General features: G+C 72.2%; 22 protein-coding genes. 7 read left to right on the forward strand and 15 right to left on the reverse strand.

Annotated elements, in window-relative coordinates:
* Positions 1 to 98: 98 nt before the first annotated feature.
* Complete coding sequence (locus ABZS71_RS13840; protein ID WP_356209851.1) at positions 99 to 1,286, reverse strand: methyltransferase domain-containing protein; 1,188 nt, start codon at positions 1,284 to 1,286, stop codon at positions 99 to 101.
* A 77-nt stretch (positions 1,287 to 1,363) separates the two neighbouring features.
* Between ABZS71_RS13840 and ABZS71_RS13845 the strand changes: the two genes are divergently transcribed.
* The 3 genes from ABZS71_RS13845 (at position 1,364) to groL (ending at position 4,681) form a co-directional block, all read left to right on the forward strand.
* Positions 1,364 to 2,449, forward strand: coding sequence for a polysaccharide deacetylase family protein (locus ABZS71_RS13845; protein WP_356209854.1), 1,086 nt, complete (start codon positions 1,364 to 1,366; stop codon positions 2,447 to 2,449).
* A 206-nt stretch (positions 2,450 to 2,655) separates the two neighbouring features.
* The gene (gene groES, locus ABZS71_RS13850; protein WP_355856017.1) at positions 2,656 to 2,964 is read left to right on the forward strand and encodes a co-chaperone GroES; all 309 of its coding nucleotides are present in this window, start codon (positions 2,656 to 2,658) and stop codon (positions 2,962 to 2,964) included.
* A 94-nt stretch (positions 2,965 to 3,058) separates the two neighbouring features.
* Positions 3,059 to 4,681 carry a chaperonin GroEL gene (groL, locus tag ABZS71_RS13855; RefSeq protein ID WP_355856014.1) on the forward strand — a complete coding sequence of 541 codons (1,623 nt, stop codon included), beginning with the start codon at positions 3,059 to 3,061 and terminating at the stop codon, positions 4,679 to 4,681.
* 694 nt (positions 4,682 to 5,375) lie between these two features.
* On the opposite strand, the gene ABZS71_RS13860 is transcribed toward groL, so the two are convergent.
* The 4 genes from ABZS71_RS13860 to tsaB are packed head-to-tail and all read right to left on the reverse strand — an operon-like array spanning position 5,376 to position 7,939.
* Positions 5,376 to 5,648 (reverse strand): hypothetical protein, encoded by a 273-nt coding sequence (locus ABZS71_RS13860; protein WP_356209857.1) that lies wholly within the window; start codon positions 5,646 to 5,648, stop codon positions 5,376 to 5,378.
* Positions 5,645 to 6,757, reverse strand: a complete 1,113-nt coding sequence (tsaD, locus tag ABZS71_RS13865) for a tRNA (adenosine(37)-N6)-threonylcarbamoyltransferase complex transferase subunit TsaD (RefSeq protein ID WP_356209859.1) — start codon at positions 6,755 to 6,757, stop codon at positions 5,645 to 5,647. Before tsaD ends, ABZS71_RS13860 begins: the two co-directional genes overlap by 4 nt.
* Entirely contained in the window at positions 6,750 to 7,244 is a 495-nt protein-coding gene (gene rimI, locus ABZS71_RS13870) for a ribosomal protein S18-alanine N-acetyltransferase (protein WP_355860371.1), read from the reverse strand. The genes tsaD and rimI overlap by 8 nt, the downstream gene beginning before the upstream one ends.
* Before the next feature lie 26 nt (positions 7,245 to 7,270).
* A complete protein-coding gene (tsaB, locus tag ABZS71_RS13875; protein ID WP_356209862.1) occupies positions 7,271 to 7,939 on the reverse strand; it encodes a tRNA (adenosine(37)-N6)-threonylcarbamoyltransferase complex dimerization subunit type 1 TsaB in 669 nt (222 codons plus the stop codon).
* Positions 7,940 to 8,098: 159 nt separating this feature from the next.
* Between tsaB and ABZS71_RS13880 the strand changes: the two genes are divergently transcribed.
* A complete protein-coding gene (locus ABZS71_RS13880) occupies positions 8,099 to 8,659 on the forward strand; it encodes a hypothetical protein (protein WP_355860355.1) in 561 nt (186 codons plus the stop codon).
* 19 nt (positions 8,660 to 8,678) lie between these two features.
* On the opposite strand, the gene ABZS71_RS13885 is transcribed toward ABZS71_RS13880, so the two are convergent.
* The 4 genes from ABZS71_RS13885 to alr all read right to left on the reverse strand — a co-directional run bounded on the left by ABZS71_RS13885 (position 8,679) and on the right by alr (position 11,919).
* A complete protein-coding gene (locus ABZS71_RS13885) occupies positions 8,679 to 8,870 on the reverse strand; it encodes a hypothetical protein (RefSeq protein WP_355860357.1) in 192 nt (63 codons plus the stop codon).
* A 149-nt stretch (positions 8,871 to 9,019) separates the two neighbouring features.
* Positions 9,020 to 9,526: a tRNA (adenosine(37)-N6)-threonylcarbamoyltransferase complex ATPase subunit type 1 TsaE gene (gene tsaE / locus ABZS71_RS13890; RefSeq protein ID WP_355860359.1), complete on the reverse strand. Its 507-nt coding sequence runs from the start codon at positions 9,524 to 9,526 to the stop codon at positions 9,020 to 9,022.
* A gap of 15 nt (positions 9,527 to 9,541) precedes the next feature.
* Entirely contained in the window at positions 9,542 to 10,762 is a 1,221-nt protein-coding gene (locus tag ABZS71_RS13895; protein WP_356209864.1) for an alpha/beta hydrolase, read from the reverse strand.
* 2 nt (positions 10,763 to 10,764) lie between these two features.
* Positions 10,765 to 11,919, reverse strand: coding sequence for an alanine racemase (gene alr / locus ABZS71_RS13900; protein WP_356209866.1), 1,155 nt, complete (start codon positions 11,917 to 11,919; stop codon positions 10,765 to 10,767).
* Positions 11,920 to 12,002: 83 nt separating this feature from the next.
* Between alr and ABZS71_RS13905 the strand changes: the two genes are divergently transcribed.
* Positions 12,003 to 13,442: an NAD(P)H-hydrate dehydratase gene (locus ABZS71_RS13905; RefSeq protein ID WP_356209869.1), complete on the forward strand. Its 1,440-nt coding sequence runs from the start codon at positions 12,003 to 12,005 to the stop codon at positions 13,440 to 13,442.
* Between the two features lie 391 nt (positions 13,443 to 13,833).
* Here ABZS71_RS13905 and ABZS71_RS13910 read toward each other — a convergent pair whose 3' ends face one another.
* Positions 13,834 to 14,202, reverse strand: a complete 369-nt coding sequence (locus tag ABZS71_RS13910; RefSeq protein ID WP_355860367.1) for a holo-ACP synthase — start codon at positions 14,200 to 14,202, stop codon at positions 13,834 to 13,836.
* A gap of 4 nt (positions 14,203 to 14,206) precedes the next feature.
* A complete protein-coding gene (glmS, locus tag ABZS71_RS13915; RefSeq protein ID WP_356209872.1) occupies positions 14,207 to 16,054 on the reverse strand; it encodes a glutamine--fructose-6-phosphate transaminase (isomerizing) in 1,848 nt (615 codons plus the stop codon).
* 128 nt (positions 16,055 to 16,182) lie between these two features.
* On the opposite strand from glmS, the gene coaA reads away from it, so the two are divergent.
* Complete coding sequence (gene coaA / locus ABZS71_RS13920) at positions 16,183 to 17,160, forward strand: type I pantothenate kinase (protein ID WP_355860373.1); 978 nt, start codon at positions 16,183 to 16,185, stop codon at positions 17,158 to 17,160.
* 116 nt (positions 17,161 to 17,276) lie between these two features.
* Here coaA and glmM read toward each other — a convergent pair whose 3' ends face one another.
* The 3 genes from glmM to rplM form a co-directional block, all read right to left on the reverse strand.
* Positions 17,277 to 18,635, reverse strand: a complete 1,359-nt coding sequence (glmM, locus tag ABZS71_RS13925) for a phosphoglucosamine mutase (protein ID WP_355843249.1) — start codon at positions 18,633 to 18,635, stop codon at positions 17,277 to 17,279.
* A 172-nt stretch (positions 18,636 to 18,807) separates the two neighbouring features.
* Positions 18,808 to 19,323: a 30S ribosomal protein S9 gene (gene rpsI / locus ABZS71_RS13930; RefSeq protein WP_355843252.1), complete on the reverse strand. Its 516-nt coding sequence runs from the start codon at positions 19,321 to 19,323 to the stop codon at positions 18,808 to 18,810.
* 41 nt (positions 19,324 to 19,364) lie between these two features.
* On the reverse strand, positions 19,365 to 19,808 hold the full coding sequence (gene rplM, locus ABZS71_RS13935; protein WP_355843255.1) for a 50S ribosomal protein L13: 444 nt from the start codon (positions 19,806 to 19,808) through the stop codon (positions 19,365 to 19,367).
* Positions 19,809 to 20,534: 726 nt separating this feature from the next.
* Between rplM and ABZS71_RS13940 the strand changes: the two genes are divergently transcribed.
* Positions 20,535 to 21,380, forward strand: coding sequence for a hypothetical protein (locus ABZS71_RS13940; RefSeq protein ID WP_355843258.1), 846 nt, complete (start codon positions 20,535 to 20,537; stop codon positions 21,378 to 21,380).
* A 45-nt stretch (positions 21,381 to 21,425) separates the two neighbouring features.
* Here the strand turns inward: ABZS71_RS13940 and ABZS71_RS13945 are convergent, their stop codons facing one another.
* Positions 21,426 to 22,184, reverse strand: a complete 759-nt coding sequence (locus tag ABZS71_RS13945; RefSeq protein ID WP_356209875.1) for a hypothetical protein — start codon at positions 22,182 to 22,184, stop codon at positions 21,426 to 21,428.
* Positions 22,185 to 22,268: the final 84 nt, after the last annotated feature.

Here is a 22,268-nt window from a genome sequence, read left to right on the forward strand (position 1 = left end):
CCATCGACCGCACCACGTACAAAGCCACCATCAGCATCGCCATGCTCACGAGCGGCCCTTGACACCCCCAGCCCCGCCCTAACTGAACGGCGTTGGGTCTAGACCCGCGCCGGGTGACCCAGGAGCATCGTGGGAGAGCCTTCCGATCGGGTGAGCAGGATCGTGCAGGCGTTCACCCCTTCGAGGCGGAGCTTCTTGCGGAGCTGTTCCGGCTCGACGGCCGAGCCGCGCTTCTTGATGGTGGCGATGCCGACCTCCCGCTCGCGCAGCAGGGCCTTGAGCTTCTTCAGGTTGAAGGGCAGGACGTCGGTGATCTCGTATGCCGTGGCGTAGGGCGTCGGGCGCAGCTCGTCGGTCGTGATGTAGGCGATCGTGGGGTCGATGAGGCGGCCGCCGATGCGGGCGGCGACATCGGCGACGAGGTGGGCGCGGATGACGGCGCCGTCCGGTTCGTAGAGCCAGCGGCCGACCGGACCCGGGTCGGGGTCGGGGAGGCGGCAGGTGCCGAGGAGGGAGTGGCCGCCCGGCAGGAGGGTGGCGCGGCGCATCCCGGGGCGGGCCGTGCCGAACCACAGGACGGCCTCCTTCACATTGCCGTGGTCCGAGATCCACTCGGCCTCCGCGTCCGGTGGGATCGCCTCGTGCGGAATGCCCGGGGCGATCTTGAGGGCGGCGCGCGGGGTGGTGCGGGCGGCCTCGATGGCCCAGGACAGGGGCGGGGAGTACGCCTCGGGGTCGAAGACACGGCCACGGCCGCCGCGCCGGGCGGGGTCGACGAAGACGGCGTCGAAGGGGGCGGTGTCGATCTCGGTGACATCCGCGCAGCGGACCTCGATGAGGCCGGCCAGGCCCAGCGCCTCGGCGTTGGCGCGGGCGACGGCGCAGGTCAGCGGATCACGGTCGACGGCCAGGACCGAGATCCCGGCGCGCGCGAGCGCGATCGCGTCGCCGCCGATGCCACAGCACAGATCGGCGACCCGGCGGACGCCGAACTCCACGAACCGGGCGGCGCGGTAGTCGGCGACGGAGGTGCGGGTGGACTGCTCGACACCGTTCGGCGTGAAGTACATGCGGTACGCGTCCTCGGCACCGAATTTGGCCACCGCCCGCTGCCGCAGCTCGGCCTGGGTCAGGGCCGCCGAGACCAGCGCCGGCGGATGGTCGCGGCGCAGCCGGGTCGCGGTGGCGAGCTCATGCGCCGGGTCGTAATCGCGGAGCGCGGAGAGCAGTGACTGCCCCTCTTCGCCGAGCAGTGAGTCGAAGGCGTCAACGTCCACATGGCCCATTCTCCCCGCTCCGGCGAGCGCATTCGCACGTCTGGGGCGAGCGGTTTCGCGCTCCGCGGCCGAAGATCACTTATGTGATGATGATCAAGACTGGCTTTTCGAGGTGTCTGGTTCTCGCCGCCACGACGGCGATCATGCTCACCGGATGCGGCAGCCTCGGTACTCCCGAGCCGTACGCCAAGGCGGGCCGGGCGGCCGACGCGCCGCCCGCATCCTCCGCCCCCGCGTCGGAGTGGCGGCCGCAGTCGGGGCCGGAGCCCGGGCCGGAGCCCGGGCAGGAATCCGGGCAGGAGCCGGAGGGGCGGCCCCCGGCGCCGCCCGTGCCACCGCCCCCCCACGCGGGCGCGCAGCCGCCCCCGGACGCGGACGCGTCACCGCCCCCGGGCTCGATGCCCGGGTCCGCCCCGCCGCCGGCCTCCGATCCCCCCGGCTCGGCCCCGCCGTGGGTGCGCTCGGCGCCGATGGGCGACCCGGACGCGTACCGCCGCTGGGGGCTCGACCGGCCGCTGGAGGTGCCGCCGCCCCCGCCCGCCGGCAAGCCGCTGCTCGGACCGCCGGGGCCGCAACGGGCGGCGGTGCCGCCGCTGGTGCGCCGGGTGCCCACCAACGACCGGGTGGTCTTCGTGACCATCGACGACGGCATCGAGAAGGACCCGCGCTTCGTGGAACAGGCCCGGGATCTCGGCCTGCCGTTCACCGCGTTCCTGACCGACAACGTGATCGGCGACCAGTACGGCTACTTCGACCAGCTCCGCCGACTCGGCAACCCGATGGAGAACCACACGCTCACCCATCCCAGCCTCGCCGGCATGAACTACGACGACCAGGTCCGGGAGATCTGCGGTCAGCAGGACATCCTCCGCAACCGCTTCGGCCGGCAGCCACGTCTCTTCCGCCCGCCCTACGGCGAGTACGACGAGACGACGCTGCACGCGGCGGCCTCCTGCGGGATCCAGACGGTGGTGCTGTGGCGCGCCGAGATGGAGACCCACGGGCTGGCGTACCGCTCCGGCGGGGAGCTGCGGCCGGGGGACATCATCCTCGCGCACTTCCGGGGCCCGGAGCAGCTGGAGGGGCAGTCCATGACCGACATGATCACTTCGCTGGTGCGTGCGATCCAGGCACAGGGGTTCACCATCGGCCGGCTGGAGGACTACGTATGACGCCGACCCGCGCGGCTCGCCACCTCGTCCCTTGGCACTCTGGTTGACTGAGTGCTAACCGCGTCATAATGTCGGGGCTGGCACTCGGGAGCACCGAGTGCCAGAGATACAGCGACGGGCAGGTCCGGCACCCGCGACGACGGATCCACCTGGTCGCCACCTCAGACAGTTAACCCCGTGAGATCTCCGAAGGGGGAGGTCGGATCGTGACGACCACCAGCTCCAAGGTTGCCATCAAGCCGCTTGAGGACCGCATTGTGGTCCAGCCGCTCGACGCCGAGCAGACCACGGCTTCGGGCCTGGTCATTCCGGACACCGCCAAGGAGAAGCCCCAGGAGGGCGTCGTCCTGGCCGTGGGCCCGGGCCGCTTCGAGGACGGCAAGCGTCTTCCGCTCGACGTCTCCGTCGGTGACGTCGTGCTGTACAGCAAGTACGGCGGCACCGAGGTGAAGTACAACGGCGAGGAGTACCTCGTCCTCTCGGCTCGCGACGTCCTCGCGATCATCGAGAAGTAATCACCGAAGTTTTGCCTATGAGCCGCGCCCCGGTGCCCGTGTCACAGATACCCGGGGTCGGGGCGCGGTTCGTTTGAGAGGACATACGCAACCCATGGCGAAGATCCTGAAGTTCGACGAGGACGCCCGTCGCGCCCTTGAGCGCGGCGTCAACAAGCTTGCGGACACCGTCAAGGTGACGATCGGCCCCCGTGGCCGCAATGTCGTCATCGACAAGAAGTTCGGTGCTCCGACCATCACCAACGACGGTGTCACCATCGCCCGCGAGGTCGAGGTCGAGGACCCGTTCGAGAACATGGGCGCCCAGCTGGTGAAGGAGGTGGCGACCAAGACCAACGACATCGCTGGTGACGGCACCACCACCGCCACCGTGCTGGCCCAGGCGCTGGTCCGCGAGGGCCTGAAGAACGTGGCCGCGGGTGCCTCCCCGGCCGCCCTGAAGAAGGGCATCGACGCGGCCGTCAAGGCCGTCTCGGACGAGCTGCTGGCCACCGCCCGCCCGATCGACTCCAAGTCCGACATCGCCGCCGTGGCCGGGCTGTCCGCTCAGGACAAGCAGGTCGGCGAGCTGATCGCCGAGGCGATGGACAAGGTCGGCAAGGACGGTGTCATCACCGTCGAGGAGTCCAACACCTTCGGCCTGGAGCTCGACTTCACCGAGGGCATGTCCTTCGACAAGGGCTACCTCTCCCCGTACATGGTGACCGACCAGGAGCGTATGGAGGCCGTCCTCGACGACCCGTACATCCTGATCCACCAGGGCAAGATCGCCTCGATCCAGGACCTCCTGCCGCTGCTGGAGAAGATCATCCAGGCCGGCGCCAGCAAGCCGCTGCTGATCATCGCCGAGGACGTGGAGGGCGAGGCCCTGTCCACCCTCGTCGTCAACAAGATCCGTGGCACCTTCAGCGCCGTCGCGGTGAAGGCCCCGGGCTTCGGCGACCGCCGTAAGGCGATGCTCGGCGACATCGCGGCCCTCACCGGCGCGACCGTCATCGCCGAGGAGGTCGGCCTCAAGCTCGACCAGGCCGACCTGGACGTGCTGGGCACCGCCCGCCGCGTGACCGTCACCAAGGACGACACCACCATCGTCGACGGTGGCGGCAAGCCCGGGGACGTCCAGGCGCGTATCAACCAGATCAAGGCCGAGATCGAGTCCACCGACTCCGACTGGGACCGCGAGAAGCTGCAGGAGCGGCTCGCGAAGCTGGCCGGCGGCGTGTGCGTGATCCGCGTGGGCGCGGCCACCGAGGTCGAGCTCAAGGAGAAGAAGCACCGTCTGGAGGACGCCATCTCCGCGACCCGCGCCGCGGTCGAGGAGGGCATCGTCTCCGGTGGTGGCTCCGCTCTGGTCCACGCCGCGAAGGTGCTTGAGGGCAGCCTGAACCTCCAGGGCGACGAGGCCACCGGTGCCGCCGTGGTCCGCCGCGCGGTCGTCGAGCCGCTGCGCTGGATCGCCGAGAACGCCGGTCTCGAGGGCTACGTCATCACCGCGAAGGTCGCCGAGCTCCCCAAGGGCCACGGCTACAACGCGGCGACGGAGGAGTACGGCGACCTGGTCAAGGCCGGCGTCATCGACCCGCTCAAGGTCACCCGCTCCGCGCTGGAGAACGCCGCGTCGATCGCCTCGCTGCTGCTCACCACCGAGACCCTGGTGGTCGAGAAGCCGGCCGAGGAAGAGTCGGACGCGGGCCAGGGCCACGGCCACGCGCACTGACGCCGCTGAGTGTCTGAGCGTCTGTGCATCTGACGCGCAACGAAGGCGCGGTCACCCCACCGGGGTGACCGCGCCTTCGCGCTCCCGCCTTCGCGCTCCGCCTTCGCGTTGCGGTGGGTGGGCCTGGGCCAAGGCCCGGACCCGCACCCGTGGCGTGGGCGAGTGCGGGTATCGTTTCGCGCCTTCGGCGCATTGGAGCATCGGTCGGGTAGGGGGCGGGCACCGGAGCGTCGCCGTCCGGCGGGCCGGTGGGGGTGGCCGTCCCGACCGGGTGCCGGCGCCGTTCCCGACTGGCGGGCCGGTGGGACGGATGGCGCGCCCACCCGGGTACCTTCCGAAATCGCTTGATGAAGTAGTTGCGCCAGGTCAAACGTTTTTAGGGAGGGGTGCCCATCCGGGCGCGGTGCCACCGGCCCGTCTGAAGCTCGGCCCCCGCCGGGCCGGTGGACGGCGACGGCGCGGCCACCCGCCCCCTCCCCCGCCCGATGCTCCAATGCGCCGAAGGCGCGAGACGAGAGCTGAGCCTGGCCACGCCGCGTGCGCGGCGCCGACCCGGACTCGACCCACCCACCGCAGGAACCGGCGCCGAAGACGCGAAACGAGAGCCGCACCCGGCCACGCCGCGTGCGCGGCGCCGACCCGGACTCGACCCACCCACCGCAGGAACCGGCGCCGGGCCACGCCGCGACCGGGGTCAGACCTCCGCCGCGCCCACCTCAACGCTCTCGAAGCGCCACCGGTGAACCGCTCGGCGGACCAGGTCCTCGCCCGGTTCCGGGAGTTCCGGGAGGTCCGGGGTGTCGTAGGTGCCGTCCCACCAGGTGATCACGAGGACCCGGTCCTCCGGGGCGCGGAAGGTTTCGCGGCGGAGCGGGGGCGGGTCGAGCGGCTGGTGGGTGGCCCAGGTGAGCAGGTCCTCACCCCGGCCCGGTACGGCTCGGGCTTCCCACATCAGGGCGACGGTCATGCGTAGAGGTTCTTCCGGCTCAGCTCGTGGACGTGGTCATGGGAGTGGGCGTGGGCGTGGGCCTCGGGGTCCGGGACGTGGGGGTCCGTCACCGGGAGCGAGGAGTCCGCCGAGAGATCCCAGGCCGACGTCGACCTCCCCCGCGCCACCATCTCCGCACCGAGCGCCGCCACCATCGCCCCGTTGTCCGTGCACAGCTTGGGCCGGGGCACGCGGAGGGTGATGCCGGCGTCCTCGCAGCGGCGTTCGGCCTTGGCGCGCAGCCGGGAGTTGGCGGCGACGCCGCCGCCGATCATCAGGTGGTCGACGCCCTCGTCCTTGCAGGCGCGGACGGCCTTGCGGGTCAGGACGTCCACCACCGCCTCCTGGAAGGAGGCCGAGACGTCGGCGACCGGGACGTCCTCGCCCGCTGCCCGCTTCGCCTCGATCCAGCGGGCGACGGCGGTCTTCAGGCCGGAGAAGGAGAAGTCGTACGCGGCGTCGCGCGGGCCGGTCAGACCGCGCGGGAAGGCGATCGCGTCCGGGTTTCCCTCGCGGGCGATGCGGTCGATGACGGGGCCGCCCGGGAAGCCGAGGTTCAGGACCCGGGCGATCTTGTCGAACGCCTCGCCCGCCGCGTCGTCGATGGTCGAGCCGAGGGGCCGTACATCGGCGGTGATGTCGGGCGCCAGGAGCAAGGAGGAGTGGCCGCCGCTCACCAGCAGCGCCATCGTCGGCTCGGGCAGCGGCCCGTGTTCGAGCTGGTCGACGCAGATGTGGGAGGCGAGGTGGTTGACGCCGTAGAGCGGCTTGCCGAGCGCGTACGCGTACGCCTTGGCGGCGGAGACGCCGACGAGCAGCGCGCCCGCGAGCCCGGGGCCGGCGGTGACGGCGATGCCGTCGAGGTCGGAGGCGGCGACCCCGGCGTCCTTCAGGGCGCGCTGGATGGTCGGGACCATCGCCTCCAGATGGGCGCGGCTGGCGACCTCGGGGACGACCCCGCCGAAGCGGGCGTGCTCGTCGACGCTGGAGGCGACGGCGTCGGCGAGGAGGGTGTGGCCGCGGACGATCCCGACGCCGGTCTCGTCGCAGGAGGTCTCGATACCGAGGACGAGGGGTTCGTCAGCCATGGGTCTTCGTTCCTTGTACTGAGGTCACGGGGGTGGTGGCCGTCACGGCCGGGTCGGTGAGCCGCATCACCAGGGCGTCGACGTTGCCCGGCTGGTAGTAGCCCCTGCGGACACCGATGGGTTCGAAGCCGAAGCGCTCGTACAGGCGCTGTGCGCGGGTGTTGTCGACGCGCACTTCGAGCAGCACCTCGCGGCATTCGAAGGCGGTGGCGGCGGTGATGAGGTCGGTGAGGAGGCGGGCGCCGAGGCCGGTGCCCCAGTGGTCGCGGGCGGTCGCGATGGTCTGGACGTCGCCGGTGCGGTCGAAGACGGCGAGACCGGCGTAGCCGACGAGGCGCTTGTCCGCCTCGGCCACCACGTAGTGCCGGGTTATCCCGCCGCCGCGGGCGTGGGCGAGCTCGGACCAGAACATCCCGCGCGACCAGGCGTCCTCCGGGAACAGCTCCTTTTCGAGCTCCAGCACCGGGTCGATGTCCCACCAGCGCATCTCGCGCAGGGTCACGTCCGTACCGGTCACTTCGGGGTGACCACCTTGTAGTTGGCGGGCACCTTCGCGTCCGGACGCCGCAGATACAGCGGCCGGTCCGGCAGCAGCTCCTCACCGCGCGCCAGCTTCTCGGCGGCGAGCGAGGCCAGCGCGCCGGCCGACTGGTACTCGGGCATCCCGTCCGGCACCTCGGCGAAGGCGGCCGGGTAGAGCCGCGCCCCCGCCCCGACGGCGGGGAGCCCGGCGACCCGCTCTGCGAGATCGGCCGGGTGGTCGACGGCGGGCTCGGTGACACGGGTGCGGGGGTCGTCGTACCGCGCCCAGTAGACCTCCTTGCGCCGCGCGTCCGTGGCCACGACGAAGGGGCCCTCCAGACCGGCCCGCCCGGCGGCGAAGGCGATCCCGTCGAGCGTGCACAGCCCGTGCACGGGGATCCCGAGCGCCGCCCCGAACGTGGCCGCCGTCACAAGGCCCACCCGCAGCCCGGTGTACGGGCCGGGGCCCACCCCGACGACGATCTCCGTCACCGCGCCGAGCTCGGCGCCCGCCGCCTTCAGGGTCCGGTGGACGGTGGGCAGCAACAGCTCGCCGTGACGCCGGGCGTCGACCTCGGCGGACTCTGCGACGACTTCGGCGCCGTCGTGGAGGGCGACGGTGACGGCGGGGGTGGCGGTATCAAGAGCGAGCAAGAGCACGAGGACAGCCTACGGCGCCGCCGGACTTACTACCGAAGGTGGAACAAGGCGGTGCCGGAGCGCCGGGAGCGCACCTCGGGGGGCGCGCGCCGGTGCTACCGTCGCCGTAAGTGTGTACGGGCCGTGAGCGCGTACTGACCGCAGGAGAGGGTTGCCGTCGTGGCAAGGAGCAGCACTGGGCCCGCCGTGGCCGTACTCACCGCCGCCGCACTCGCAGGTGTCGGCTTCCTCGGCTACCAGGCCGCCGCGACCGCCCCCGACCACCCCACCCAGGCCCGCCCCGGCTCGCACTCCGGCGGCGCGAAGGACAAGACCAAGGCCACACCGAAGCCGAAGGCCACGGCACTGCCTGCGCACTCGGGGACGGGACAGCGCGTCGTCTACTCGCTCGGCGACAAGCGGGTCTGGCTGGTCGCCGCCAATGAGCGGGCCACCCGCACCTTCGAGGTCGGCCCCAGCCCGGCGAGCCCTGATCCGGGGAGCTACCAGGTCACGGGCCACCGCCTCAGCGGGGTGGGGTCGGACGGGGTGCAGGTCGAGCACGTCGTCGTCTTCCACTCGGAAGGGGGGGCCGTGTTCGGTTTCAGCGCGGCGGTGGACGGCTCGATGCCGGATCCGAAGGCACGGAAGCGGACGGGGGCGATCCGGGAGAGCCGGGCGGACGGGGCGGCGCTCTACGATTTCGCCCGGATCGGCACCAAGGTCGTCGTGGTCGCGTAGGCCGGTCTCCCCCGCTTGCCTACGCGGCGTCGCGGGTTTCGTCGGCCGGGGGCTGGTCGTTCTCGGTCGGCTCGGCGGCCGGGGGCTCCTCCGTCGGCGGAGTCGAGACCGCGCTCGCCGCGGCGCATGCCGCCAGCAGCTCCGTCATCGACGGGGAGCGGTCATCGCTCCGGCTCCGGTCGGCTCCGACCGCGGATTCTTGGGCCGACATGGATGCCTCCTGAGGGTCCTGGGGCAGTCGGACGAAAGACGAAGCACACAGGCAGGTTAGGTACACCTAACCACGCTTCCCCTACCATGTGACCACGGCCGATGCCCAGAGCGCAACATCATGCCGACGGCTTGTCGGAATCTACCCCGTCATCCGGCGAGCGATGCCAGGTCCTCGCCCGCCCACCTCGGGCCGACGCCCGTCACCACCACATCGCGGACGTCGTCCACGTCGTCCACCACCGCCGGGTCCGACCCCACCGTGCGCTCGATCACCACATGCAGACGGTTCTCCGAGAGCCCCTCGACCTTTCCCTCGCCCCACTCCACCGCCACCACCGAATCCGGCAGGGACACGTCCAGGTCGAGGTCCTCCATCTCGTCGAGGCCGCCCCCCAGCCGGTACGCGTCGACGTGGACCAGCGGCGGGCCGTCGGACAGCGACGGGTGGACCCGGGCGATGACGAACGTGGGCGAGGTGACCGCCCCGCGGACGCCGAGGCCCTCGCCCAGGCCCCGGGTCAGCGTCGTCTTGCCCGCGCCCAGTTCGCCGGTGAGGAGCACCAGGTCACCGGGGCGCAGCAGCTTGGCGAGTCTGCGTCCCACGTCCCGCATGTGGTCGGGAGAGGTGACGGTGATGCGCGTGCCTACGTCCATACCCGCCGATGGTACTCAGCCGGACACGTCCCGCCTGGCGCGTCCGCCGAGACCGTCCACGGCCCGTGCCAGCAGCTCGGTCAGGTGTCCGTTGACCACCTCGGGGTGCTCCAGGATCACCAGGTGCCCGGCCTCCTCCACGACGACCAGTTCGGCACCGGGCAGCAGTTCCGCGATGGCCTCGCTGTGCTCCATCGGCGTGATCAAGTCCTTGTCACCCGTGAGCACCAGCACCGGCAGCCCGTCGAAGTTCGGCAGCGCCGCCGCCTTGTCGTGCTCGATGAACGCCGGATAGAACTCCGCGACCACATCGATCGGCGTCGCCTCGATCAGTCGCTCCGCGAAGCGCGCGACCCCCGGGTCCACGTCCTTCGAACCGAACGAATATCGCTTGATCAGCCCCGCGAAGAGATCGGCGGTCGCCCGCCGGCCCCGCTCCACCAGTTCGACCTGCCAGCCCAGCGCCTTGAGCAGCCCCGGCAGCACCCGCCGGACCGCGTTCATACCGACCACCGGAAGACCGAAGCTGACCTCGCCGAGCCGGCCCGCGGACGTACCGAGGAAGGCCGCCCCGATCACGCGTTCGCGGATCAGGTCGGGGTACTGGGCGGCCAGCGCCATCATCGTCATGCCGCCCATGGAGTGGCCGACGAGCAGCAGCGGGCCCTCGGGCGCGGCCGCGTCGATCACAGCCTTCAGATCGCGGCCGAGCTGGTCGATGGTGACCTTCGTACCGTCGCAGCCCCGCGCCGAGCGGCCGTGGCAGCGCTGGTCCCAGTAGACCGTGCGGCACACCTCGCGCAGCGCGGAGCGCTGGAAGTGCCAGGAGTCCTGGCCGAGGCAGTAGCCATGGCTGAAGATCACGGTGACGGGGACGGCTGCCGCCCGGCGCGCGAACCGCCGCTTGCGCCGCGGCGGGCGCGTCGCGCGCGACGGCGCGGAGGCGCTCTCCCGCACCTCCTCGACCTCGTAGTACAGCTCGGTGCCATCGTCGGCGATCGCCGCGCCAGGGGTACCGCGCAGGGTGCCGTACGGGCCCTCGGCGTCGAGCGCGAGCCGCGCCTTGCGCCGTACGCCCCGGCCGACCGTCAGCCGCTCCACCGCGACGCCCGCCGCCGCGCCCGCCGCGAGGACGCCGATCGCGGCTCCCGCGAACCCGGCGCCGCGCCGCCAGCCCACGGCTGTGGCCCCCGCCGCGACTCGCGTCGCCATCTCTGCCGTGCTGTCGTCGCCCATGGTCAGATCCCTGTGCCCCCGTGCTCACCTACATAAACGCGGGGGACGCGGCCCCCGATACGCGTGACGATCTCATAGCCGATCGAGCCCACGGCCCGCGCCCAGTCCTCGACGGTCGGCTCCCCCCGGTCGCCCGGTCCGAACAGCACCGCCTCGTCCCCCGGGGCCGCGCTGTCACCGCCCAGATCCACCACGAACTGGTCCATCGCCACCGTGCCGGCGACGGTCCGCCACTTGCCCGCGACCAGCACCGGGCCGGTGTCGGAGGCATGGCGCGGGATGCCGTCCGCGTAGCCGAGGGGCACGAGCGCGAGGGTCGTCTCGCCGGGGGTGACATAGCGGTGACCGTAGGAGACGCCATGGCCGCCCGGCACCCGCTTCACCGAGGCGAGCGAGGCGGACAGGGTCATGGCCGGGCGCAGTCCGAAGTCGGCGGGGACGCCGAGCTCGGGCGACGGCGAGATGCCGTAGACGGCGATCCCGGTCCGTACGAGATCGAAGTGCGACTCGGGGACGGTCAGGGTCGCCGGGGAGTTGGCCAGGTGGCGCACCTCGGGCCGCAGCCCCGCCCGCTCCGCCTGCCCGACCATCTCGCGGAAGACGGACAGCTGGGCGCCGATCGAGGGGTGGCCCGGCTCGTCCGCGCACGCGAAGTGGGACCACAGCCCGGTCACCCGCACGGCCCCCTCCGCCTCGGCGGCGCGGGCCTCGGCGACAAGGGCGGGCCAGTCGGCGGGCTGACAGCCGCTGCGGCCCAGCCCGGTGTCGGCCTTCAGCTGGAGCCGGGCGGTGCGGCCGCTCGCGCGGGCCGCGGCGACGACCTCGCGCAGCGCCCACAGGCCGCTGGCCGAGACGTCGATCTCCGCTTCGATCGCCTCCCGCCACGGGCCGCCGGGCGTCCACAGCCAGCACATCAGCCGGCCGGTGTCGCCCGCCGCACGCAGCTCGAACGCCTCCTCGGGGGTGGCGGTGCCCAGCCAGCTCGCGCCCGCCTCACGGGCCGCGCGGGCGCAGGGCACCGCGCCGTGGCCGTAGCCGTCCGCCTTGACCACGGCCATCAGCTCGGCAGTGGGCGCCGCTTCACGCAGCACCCGCACATTGGCCCGTAGGGCGGCCAGATCGACCACGGCACGGGCGCGCATCGGTGTCTCGTCCATCTCCGTCAGTCTCTCAGGCCGATCAGCCCACTGGAGTGTGTGCCTCCCCGCAAGGAGTGCCCGCCGTTCGGGAGACTATGGCCATGAGGATTGCCTACAGCGTCGAGACCGTACGGTCCGCGGAGCGGGCCTTGATGGCCCGGCTGCCCGCAGGAGCGCTCATGCAGCGCGCGGCGGCCGGGCTCGCCGCCGCCTGCGCCGACCTGCTGGACCGGGTGTACGGGGCCCGGGTGGCCCTGCTCGTCGGCAGCGGCGACAACGGCGGGGACGCGCTCTACGCTGGCGCCCGGCTGGCCCGGCGCGGCGCCGGGGTCACCGCGGTGCTGCTCACCCCCGACCGCGCCCACCCCGGCGGACTCGCCGCCCTGCGGGCGTCCGGCGGGCGCGCGGTGCCGGCCGCCGGCGGCGAAGCGGTCCTGGCCCGCGCCGACCTCGTGATCGACGGAATCGTCGGCATCGGCGGCAAGGGCGGGCTGCGGCCCGAGGCCGAGCGGCTGGTCCGGGCGGTGCGCGGCACGATCGTCTCCGTCGACCTGCCGAGCGGGGTGGACGCGGACACCGGCGAGGTGCGGGGGGCCGCCGTGCGCGCGGACGCGACCGTCACCTTCGGTACGTACAAGCCCGGTCTGCTCATCGACCCGGCGCACGAGCACGCGGGCGCGCTGCGCCTGGTCGACATCGGCCTGGACGCGTATCTGCCGGACGTCCCCGACGCGGAGGCGCCGCAGCACGACGACGTCGCGGCGCTGCTGCCCCGGCCGGCGCCGGAAAGCGACAAGTACCGGCGGGGCGTCGTCGGCGTCGTGGCGGGCTCCGCCCGCTACCCCGGCGCGGCGGTGCTGGCCGTCTCGGGCGCGCTGCGGGGCGGCGCCGGGGCGGTGCGCTACGTGGGGCCCGCGGCCGACACCGTGATCGCGCGCTTCCCCGAGACCCTCGTCCACACCGGCCCCCCGGCCAAGGCGGGCCGGGTCCAGGCATGGGTCGTCGGCCCCGGGCTCGGCGACGGCGCCGCGGCCCGGCACTCCCTGGAGGACGTCCTCGCCTCCGATGTCCCCGTCCTCGTCGACGCCGACGGGCTCCACCTGCTGCCCTCCGGCGATCTGCGGGGACGCGCGGCCCAGACCGTCCTCACCCCGCACGCGGGCGAGGCGGCGGCGCTGCTCGGTGTGAGCCGTGAGGAGGTCGAGGCGGGCCGGCTGGCCGCCGTACGGGCCCTGGCCGAGCGCTACGGCGCGACGGTGCTGCTGAAGGGGTCGACCACGCTGATCGCCGACGGGCAGGGGCCCGTGCGCGTCAACCCCACCGGCACCGGCTGGCTGGCCACAGCGGGCAGCGGCGACGTCCTGTCCGGACTGGCCGGCTCCCTGCTCGCCGCGGGCCTCGCCGCCCGCGACGCGGCCTCGGTGGGCGCCTACCTCCACGGCCTGGCCGCCCGCCGCGCGACGGCCCCCCACGGCGCGCCGATCGTGGCGGACGACGTGGCGAGGGAGCTCCCCGAGACCTGGCGCGATGTGCTGGCCTGATTTTCAGGGCTCGGTTCGCCTCCGGGGGCAGCGCTCGCGGGCCCCCGAGGGCTCCCGCCGATACGGGGTGCCCGCCCGGCTGGGGGCACCTCCCAGCGGTAGAAAGGGAGCGCGCGAACCCCTCGGGTTCCCATCCGGTATGGGGTGCCCGCCCGGCTGGGGGCACCTCCCAGCACTAGCTGGGGGCACCTCCCAGCACTAGCTGGGGGCGAGCCGAAGGGGCGGCGCCGCTGTCGAAAGGGAGAGCGCGCGCAGGCCCCGAGGGCTGCGATCGATATGCGGCTACCGCCGCGCGAGTGGCCGAGCACGGTAGACCTTCGACCGGGGGTCCCCCGGCCGAAGGCCGGGGGAGGCTTGAGCGCCCCGGAGGCGAACCGTGCCCAAAAAGGGGTTAGCCCTCCGCGATCACCACCGCCGAGGCGACGCCCGCGTCATGGCTCAGCGACACATGCCAGCCCCGCACACCCAGCTCGGCCGCCCGCGCGGCCACGGTGCCGCGCACCGACAGGCGCGGGCGTCCGCTGGGCTCGGTCAGGACCTCCGCGTCCGTCCACCGCAGGTCGCCCGGCGCGCCCAGGGACTTCGCCAGCGCCTCCTTGGCCGCGAACCGGGCCGCCAGCGAGGCGACGCCGCGGCGCTCCCCGCTCGGCAGCCACAGCTCGGCCTCGACGAACAGCCGATCCGCCATCCCCGGCGTACGCCGCAGCGCGTCCGCGAAACGGTCGATCTCGGCCACGTCGATGCCCACGCCTACGATCATGCGCTCACTCGACGGTGACCGACTTGGCCAGGTTCCGCGGCTGGTCGACCTCGTTCCCGCGCGCCGTCGCCAGCTCGCAGGCGAAGACCTGGAGCGGCACGGTGGCCACCAGGGGCTGGAGCAGGGTCGGGGTGACGGGGATCTCGATCAGATGGTCGGCGTAGGGGGCGACCGTCTCGTCCCCGCGCTCCGCGATGACGATCGTCCGGGCGCCGCGCGCCCGGATCTCCTGGATGTTCGAGACGATCTTGTCGTGCAGCACCGAGCGTCCGCGCGGCGACGGCACGACGACCACCACCGGCACATCCTGCTCGATCAGCGCGATCGGCCCGTGCTTGAGCTCGCCCGCCGCGAACCCCTCGGCATGCATGTACGCCAGCTCCTTGAGCTTCAGCGCACCCTCCAGCGCGACCGGGTAGCCCACGTGCCGCCCCAGGAAAAGCACGGTGTTCTTGTCGGCGAGGGTGCGGGCGAGCTCCCGTACCGGCTCCATCGTCTCCAGGACCTCCTCCACCTGGGTGGCGATCTCGGAGAGCTCGCGGATCACGGAGAGGATCTCGTCGCCCCACTTGGTGCCGCGTACCTGCCCCAGATAGAGGGCCACCAGATAGCAGGCGACCAGCTGGGTGAGAAACGCCTTGGTGGAGGCGACGGCGACCTCGGGCCCGGCGTGGGTGTAGAGCACGGCGTCCGATTCGCGTGGAATCGTGGAGCCGTTCGTATTGCAGATGGCGAGCACCTTCGCACCCTGCTCCCGCGCGTGCCGCAGCGCCATCAGCGTGTCCATGGTCTCGCCCGACTGCGAGATGGCGATCACCAGCGTCCGCTGGTCGAGGATCGGGTCGCGGTAGCGGAACTCGCTGGCCAGCTCGGTCTCACAGGGGATCCGGGTCCAGTGCTCGATGGCGTACTTGGCGATCATCCCGGCGTGGTAGGCGGTTCCGCACGCCACGATCACGACCTTGCTGACCTCGCGCAGCACGGACGCCGGGATCCGGACCTCGTCCAGCAGGAGGTTCCCGGCCAGGTCGATACGGCCCAGGAGGGTGTCCGCGACGGCCTTCGGCTGCTCGGCGATCTCCTTGAGCATGAAGTAGTCGTAGCCGCCCTTCTCGGCGGCGGAGGCGTCCCAGTCCACGTGGTACGGGCGGACCTCGGCGGGCGCCCCGTCGAAGTCGGTGACCGTCACCCCGTCCCGGCGCGCCTCCACGACCTGGTCCTGGCCCAGCTCGATGGCCTCGCGGGTGTGCGCGATGAAGGCGGCCACATCGGAGGCGAGAAACGCCTCGTCCTCGCCGACGCCGACGACCAGCGGCGAGTTCCGGCGCGCCCCGACCACCACATCGGGCGCGTCCGCGTGCACCGCGACCAGGGTGAAGGCGCCCTCCAGCCGGCGGCAGACCTGGCGCATGGACTCGGCCAGATCGCCGCAGGACGAGAAGGACTCGGCGAGCAGATGCGCCACGACCTCGGTGTCCGTCTCGGAGGTCAGCTCATGGCCGCGCTCGGTCAGCTCGGCACGGAGCGCCGCGAAGTTCTCGATGATGCCGTTGTGGACGACGGAGACCCGGCCCGCGTTGTCCAGATGCGGATGGGCGTTGGCGTCGGTCGGACCGCCGTGGGTGGCCCAGCGCGTGTGGCCGATACCGGTGCTGCCACTGGGCAGCGGACGGTCGGCCAGCTCCTTCTCCAGGTTGGCGAGCTTGCCCGCCTTCTTGGCGGCGGCCAGCCCGCCGTCGGCCAGCACGGCCACGCCGGCCGAGTCATAGCCGCGGTACTCGAGCCGCTTGAGCCCGGCAAGGACGACATCGAGGGCGGACTGCCCTCCCACATAACCAACGATTCCGCACATGCACGCAGCGTACGACCCCCACCCCCGCACCGGGGTGACCGACCCCACGCCCCCGCGCACCCCACTCCCCGGTCCCCAGCCCACACAATGAGGGTGTGATCACGTCAACCGCGCGCGCGGCGCGCACCGTGCGCGCCCCACAGCGGCGGAGCGGCGAGGCAAGCCCGTACGTGGATCTGTCACGCGCCGAGTGGAGCGCGCTGCGGGACAAGACCCCGCTGCCGCTGACCGCCGAGGAGGTGGAGCGGCTGCGCGGGCTCGGCGACGCCATGGACCTCGACGAGGTACGGGACGTCTACCTCCCGCTCTCCCGGCTGCTCAACCTCTACGTCGCCGCGACCGGCCGGCTGCGCGGCGCGCTCAACACCTTCCTCGGCGGTACGAAGAAGGGCGGCGGCACCCAGGACGGCACCCCCTTCGTCATCGGCGTGGCGGGCAGCGTCGCGGTCGGCAAGTCCACCACCGCCCGGCTGCTCCAGGCGCTGCTGGCCCGCTGGCCCGAGCACCCCCGCGTCGAGCTGATCACCACTGACGGCTTCCTCTACCCCAACGCCGAGCTGTACCGGCGCGGGCTGATGTCGCGCAAGGGGTTCCCCGAGTCGTACGACCGCAGGGCGCTGACCCGCTTCGTCGCCGATGTGAAGGCGGGCAAGGCGGAGGTCACGGCGCCGGTCTACTCCCACCTGATCTACGACATCGTCCCGGACGAGCGGCTGACCGTGCACCGCCCCGACATCCTGATCGTCGAGGGGCTCAATGTGCTCCAGCCCGCGCTGCCCGGCAACGACGGGCTGACCCGGGTCGGGCTCGCGGACTTCTTCGACTTCAGCGTGTACGTCGACGCCCGCACCGAGGACATCGAGCGCTGGTACCTCGGCCGCTTCAAGAAGCTGCGCGAGACGGCCTTCCAGGACCCGTCCTCGTACTTCCGCAAGTACACCCAGGTCTCCGAGGACGAGGCGCTCGACTACGGCCGGATGATCTGGCGGACCATCAACCAGCCGAATCTGAAGCAGAATGTCCAGCCGACGCGGGGACGGGCGACGCTGGTCCTCCGCAAGGGCCCCGACCACAAGGTCCAGCGGCTGTCCCTGCGCAAGCTCTGAGGGCGACGCTGCCGCCCCACGGAGCCTTCCGCACGAGCAGCGTCAGCGTGCCCGCCCGCACGATCCGGACGGGCCGGAGAATCAGCCCGTCCGGCGAGTGAGGACCGGGGCCGGGGCTAGCCCAGGGCGGACTTGACGACGTCCGCCAGGCGGCCGGCCATGGAGCGGGCCTGGTCGATGTCGGCGGCCTCGACCATCACGCGGACCAGCGGCTCCGTACCCGACGGACGGAGCAGGACCCGGCCCGTCTCGCCCAGCTCGCGCTCCGCCTCCGACACGGCCGTGGCGAGCTCGGCGCTGGAGGAGACGCGGGCCTTGTCGACGTCCGGGACGTTGACCAGGACCTGGGGAAGGCGCTCCATGACGCCCGCCAGGTCGGCCAGCGTGCGGCCCGTCGCGGCGACGCGGGCGGCGAGCAGCAGGCCGGTCAGGGTGCCGTCGCCCGTCGTCGCGTGGTCGAGGACGATGACGTGGCCGGACTGCTCGCCGCCGAGGGCGTAGCCGTACGCCTTCATCTCCTCCAGCACATAGCGGTCCCCGACCGCCGTCTGGACCAGCTCGACGCCCTCCCGCCGCATGGCGAGCTTGAAGCCGAGGTTCGACATCACGGTGCCGACGACCGTGTCCTTGCGCAGGGTGCCCGCCTCGCGCATCGCGAGGGCGAGGACGGCGAGGATCTGGTCGCCGTCGACCTCGCGGCCCACCGCGTCCACGGCGAGGCAGCGGTCGGCGTCGCCGTCGTGGGCGATGCCGAGGTCGGCCCGGTGCTCGACGACGGCGGCCTGGAGCCTGGCCAGATGGGTGGAGCCGTAGCCGTCGTTGATGTTGAGCCCGTCCGGCTCGGTGCCGATCGTGACGACCTCGGCCCCGGCCTGCGCGAACGCCTCCGGGGAGACGCGAGCGGCGGCCCCGTGCGCCCCGTCGATGACGACCTTGAGCCCGTCCAGCCGGTTGGGGAGGACGCCGACGAGGTGCGCGACGTAGTTGTCGAAGCCCTCCTCGTAGGTCCGCACCCGGCCCACCCCGGCCCCCGTCGGCCGGTCCCACGGCTCGCCGGAGGCGTGCGCGTGGTAGGTGGTCTCGATGCGGTCCTCCAGCTCGTCGGCGAGCTTGTGGCCGCCGCGGGCGAAGAATTTGATGCCGTTGTCGGGCATCGGGTTGTGGCTGGCGGAGAGCATCACCCCGAGGTCCGCGTCGAGCGCGCCGGTCAGATGGGCGACGGCCGGCGTCGGCAGCACACCGACCCGCAGGACGTCCACACCCGCGCTCGCCAGCCCCGCCACCACGGCCGCCTCCAGGAACTCCCCGGACGCGCGCGGATCCCGCCCGACCACCGCCACCGGCCGATGGCCCTCGAAGGTACCCAGCTCGGCGAGCACATGCGCCGCCGCGACCGACAGGCCGAGCGCCATCTCAGCCGTCAGGCCGGCGTTCGCGACGCCGCGCACACCATCCGTACCGAAGAGTCGTCCCACTGGTGTCCTCCGAGATTACGAGCTGGGGGGCAGAAGCTTGCTGGAAGCTTGCTTGAAGGTATACGCCCCCAGGTGGCGATAGCCGAACGCCCCGGGGCACGGATGGTGCCGCCGGGGCGTTCGAATAAGCAGCGAAGCCGCACGATCCGCAATGATGCGCGGAGGGCGAGGATTAGCGCTTGCTGTACTGCGGCGCCTTGCGGGCCTTCTTCAGACCGGCCTTCTTACGCTCGGTGGCGCGGTCGTCACGGGTCAGGAAGCCGGCCTTCTTGAGCGGGGCGCGGTTGTTGTCCACGTCCGCCTCGTTCAGCGCACGGGCGATGCCCAGACGCAGCGCACCGGCCTGTCCGGAGACGCCGCCGCCCGAGATGCGGGCGACGACGTCGTAGCGGTCGTCCAGCTCGAGCACCTTGAAGGGCTCGTTGACTTCCTGCTGGTGGACCTTGTTGGGGAAGTACCCCTCAAGGGTCCGACCGTTGATCTTCCACTGGCCGCTGCCCGGCACGATGCGCACACGCGCCACGGCGTTCTTGCGGCGCCCGGTGCCGGCGGCCGGCTGCGGCTCACCGAAGCGGGAAGCGAGCGACTCGGAGGTGTACTCCGACTCGACCGTCTCAACGCTCTCGGTGGTGTACTCCTCGACATCGAGGGGGGTCTCGGCGGGGGTCTCGGGGGTGGTCTCGGCCACGATGCTCCTCAGATTCTTTTCGTCTTAGGTGGTGGCCGGGACTACTGCGCGACCTGGGTGATCTCGAACGGGACCGGCTGCTGAGCGGCGTGCGGGTGCTGGCCACCCGAGTACACCTTCAGCTTCGAGAGCATCTGACGGCCCAGGGTGTTCTTGGGGAGCATGCCCTTGATGGCCTTCTCGACGGCCTTCTCGGGGTTCTTCTCCAGCAGCTCGTCGTAGCGGATGGAGCGCAGACCACCCGGGTATCCGGAGTGGCGGTACGCCATCTTCTGGGTCCGCTTGTTACCGGAAAGGTGCACCTTGTCGGCGTTGATGATGATGACGAAGTCACCAGTGTCGACATGCGGCGCGTACACCGGCTTGTGCTTGCCTCGCAGCAGGGTGGCAGCCTGGGTGGCCAGGCGGCCCAGAACAACGTCGGTGGCATCGATGACGTGCCACTGACGCTGGACGTCGCCGGGCTTGGGGCTGTACGTACGCACGGTCGTAGCCTTCGCTTCTTCAGTGATGGGGCCTCCCCAAGCCCGCTAGGGCTTAGGGGAAGGGTCCGGACACGGGCCACCCGGACGATCACGACAGCCTTGGCCGCACGTCGGTGACGCATCCGCGTGCCTGCCGCTGGTCATCGGCCCGGTGGACCGGCGTAACGGCCTCTCACGTGAGAACGAGCAAGCCAATACGCATAACGAACTGGCAGAATACCGGCCCGCCCCCGCACGGGTCAAAACGCCCCTGCGCTCCACGCAGCACGCCACGCCCACTCGGCCCCTGCGCTCACCCCGGAGGCCGACCTCCGACCGGGGGGCGTGGGCACAGCCGGCCCGCACCCGGCAGCCCGCCCGGGCGGCGCATACCGGCAAGATCGTGGGCATTCGTTCCGCGGGCCCGGGGGCACCTCCCAGCGGTAGCCGGGGGCGGGTGGGCACAGCCGGCCCGCACCCGGCAACGGCCCGCACCCCGGCGCCCGCGTAGCCGTACCCCGCGACGGAGCCCGGGAACGGGCGGGGCGGCGCAGGGCGCTCATCGCCCCGTCCCGGTCCTCGGCGTGCTCGGTCCACAGGATGTCGACGAGGGTGCGCCCCACCGGTCCGTACTCCGGATGCCCTGCCTCCACATGACCCATGACCCATGCCCCATGACCGGATTGTGACCGGGGGCCGCCGACCGGGCCCACCGGTTCAAGAGCCGGCCGGATTACGATGTGCGCCATGAGCTTTGGGCAAGGGGGGCCGTACGGGCCCGGGGGATCTCAGCCATCGACACCGGACTGGGCCGCGCTCGCCGACAACACCGCCGCGCGCAACCGGCGCCGCAGGCTGCTCTTCATCGGCGGTGGGGTGCTCGCCACGGCGGCCGTCGCGGCGATCGTCGCCACCGCCGTGGTCAGCAGCGGCGGCAAGGACAAGGCCGACGGCAATGCGGCCAGTCAGCTGCCCACGCCCCAGGATCTGCCGAGCGAGTCGGCGACGTCCGAGCCCACCTTCTCCGATGTCGCCCCGCCGGCCCCGCCCAGGCCGCTGGACATCCTCTCCAGCGCGAAGCGGGACAAGGCGCCGCTCAGCGCGGACACCCTCTTCCCCGAGAAGAAGGCGGCCACGGACGACCGCTCGTACGCCAAGGCCACGACCGCCTCGACGACGAGCTGCGCCGCGGCGACCCAGGGGGCGCTCGGCTCGATCCTGGCCGACAACGGCTGCCGCAAGGTGTTCCGGGCGACGTTCTCCCGGGACGGCGTCGCGGTGACGGTCGGCGTCGCCGTCTTCGACGGCAAGGCGGCGGCGGAGAAGGCGAAGGACCGGTACCGGCCCAACATCGCCTCGCTGGCCGGCGGCGGGGTGCCGTCCTTCTGCCGCCGGACGGCCTGCCGCAGCTCGGCCAACGCCATCGGCCGGTACGCCTACTTCACCATCTCCGGCTATACGTCGGGCAAGGCGGTCACGGAGTCGGAGACCAAGGCCCTCCAGGCGGGCCGGGACCTGGCCGACTACACCTTCCGCCGCATCCTGGCCCGCGGCAACGCACAGGCGTCGGCGGCCGCGGCCGCCACCGGCTGAGACCGGAGGCGGCCGCCGGACGGGGCCTGGGCCGCCGGACAGAACCTAGGAGCGCGCCGCCTTCTCGACCTTCGCCACCTGGGCGCTGAGCAGCTCCTGGGGGATCTCGGACGTCGTCGGATCGGCGAGGTTGACGCCGAAGAACACCGTCAGCTGCGGACCCGAGCGCACCACCGTGAACTTGATGACGGCCTTCTCCTTGCCGCCGTCGAGCAGGCTGTAGGCGACCGCCTCGTCGCCCAGCTTGGGCGCGTCCAGCGATGACACCTTCGCGACGTCGGACTTCTCCCCGGAGCCGTCCTTCGCCTCGAATCCGTCCTGACAGGCCGTCACCGCGTCGCGGATGTCCTTGACGGTCCTCTCGGCGTCGCCCGGGCCGTAGGAGGAGACCCGGAACAGGCCGGAGCCGCCGACCTTCGCGGCGGAGCCGGAGCCGGCGTACATGCGGTAGACGCCGGCCTTGGGCGCCGGGTCGAAACGGGAGCCCATCAGCGCGGCCAGCGGCTGGCACGCGGGCTTCGCGGCCTTCGCCTCCCCGCCGTCGCTGAACTCCTTCTCCGTCATCTTCCGGATCTCGAAGCCCTTGACCTCGCCCTTGGCGAGCGCGGCCTGCTGCAGGGCGGACGCGGACAGGGGCTGTGCGGCGGGTGCGCTGCTCGCGGCCTTGTCGCCGTTCTTGCCGCCGCTCTTCGCGCTGTCGCTCTTGCCGTCGCCGGAGTCGCCGCCACAGCCGGCCGTCAGGCCCAGCGCCGTGATCATCGCCGCCGCCGCGAGCACGGCTCGCCGCGCCCCAGACTTGTTCATGCCTTTGTCCACCCTTGGTTGACGTCCCGCCCACATGCTTCGGTCATCCAACTACGGGCGGTCGTAAGCGGCCAAGCGTTTTCC

It is taken from the genome of Streptomyces sp. NPDC005393, assembly GCF_040606675.1.
Lineage (GTDB): Bacteria > Actinomycetota > Actinomycetes > Streptomycetales > Streptomycetaceae > Streptomyces.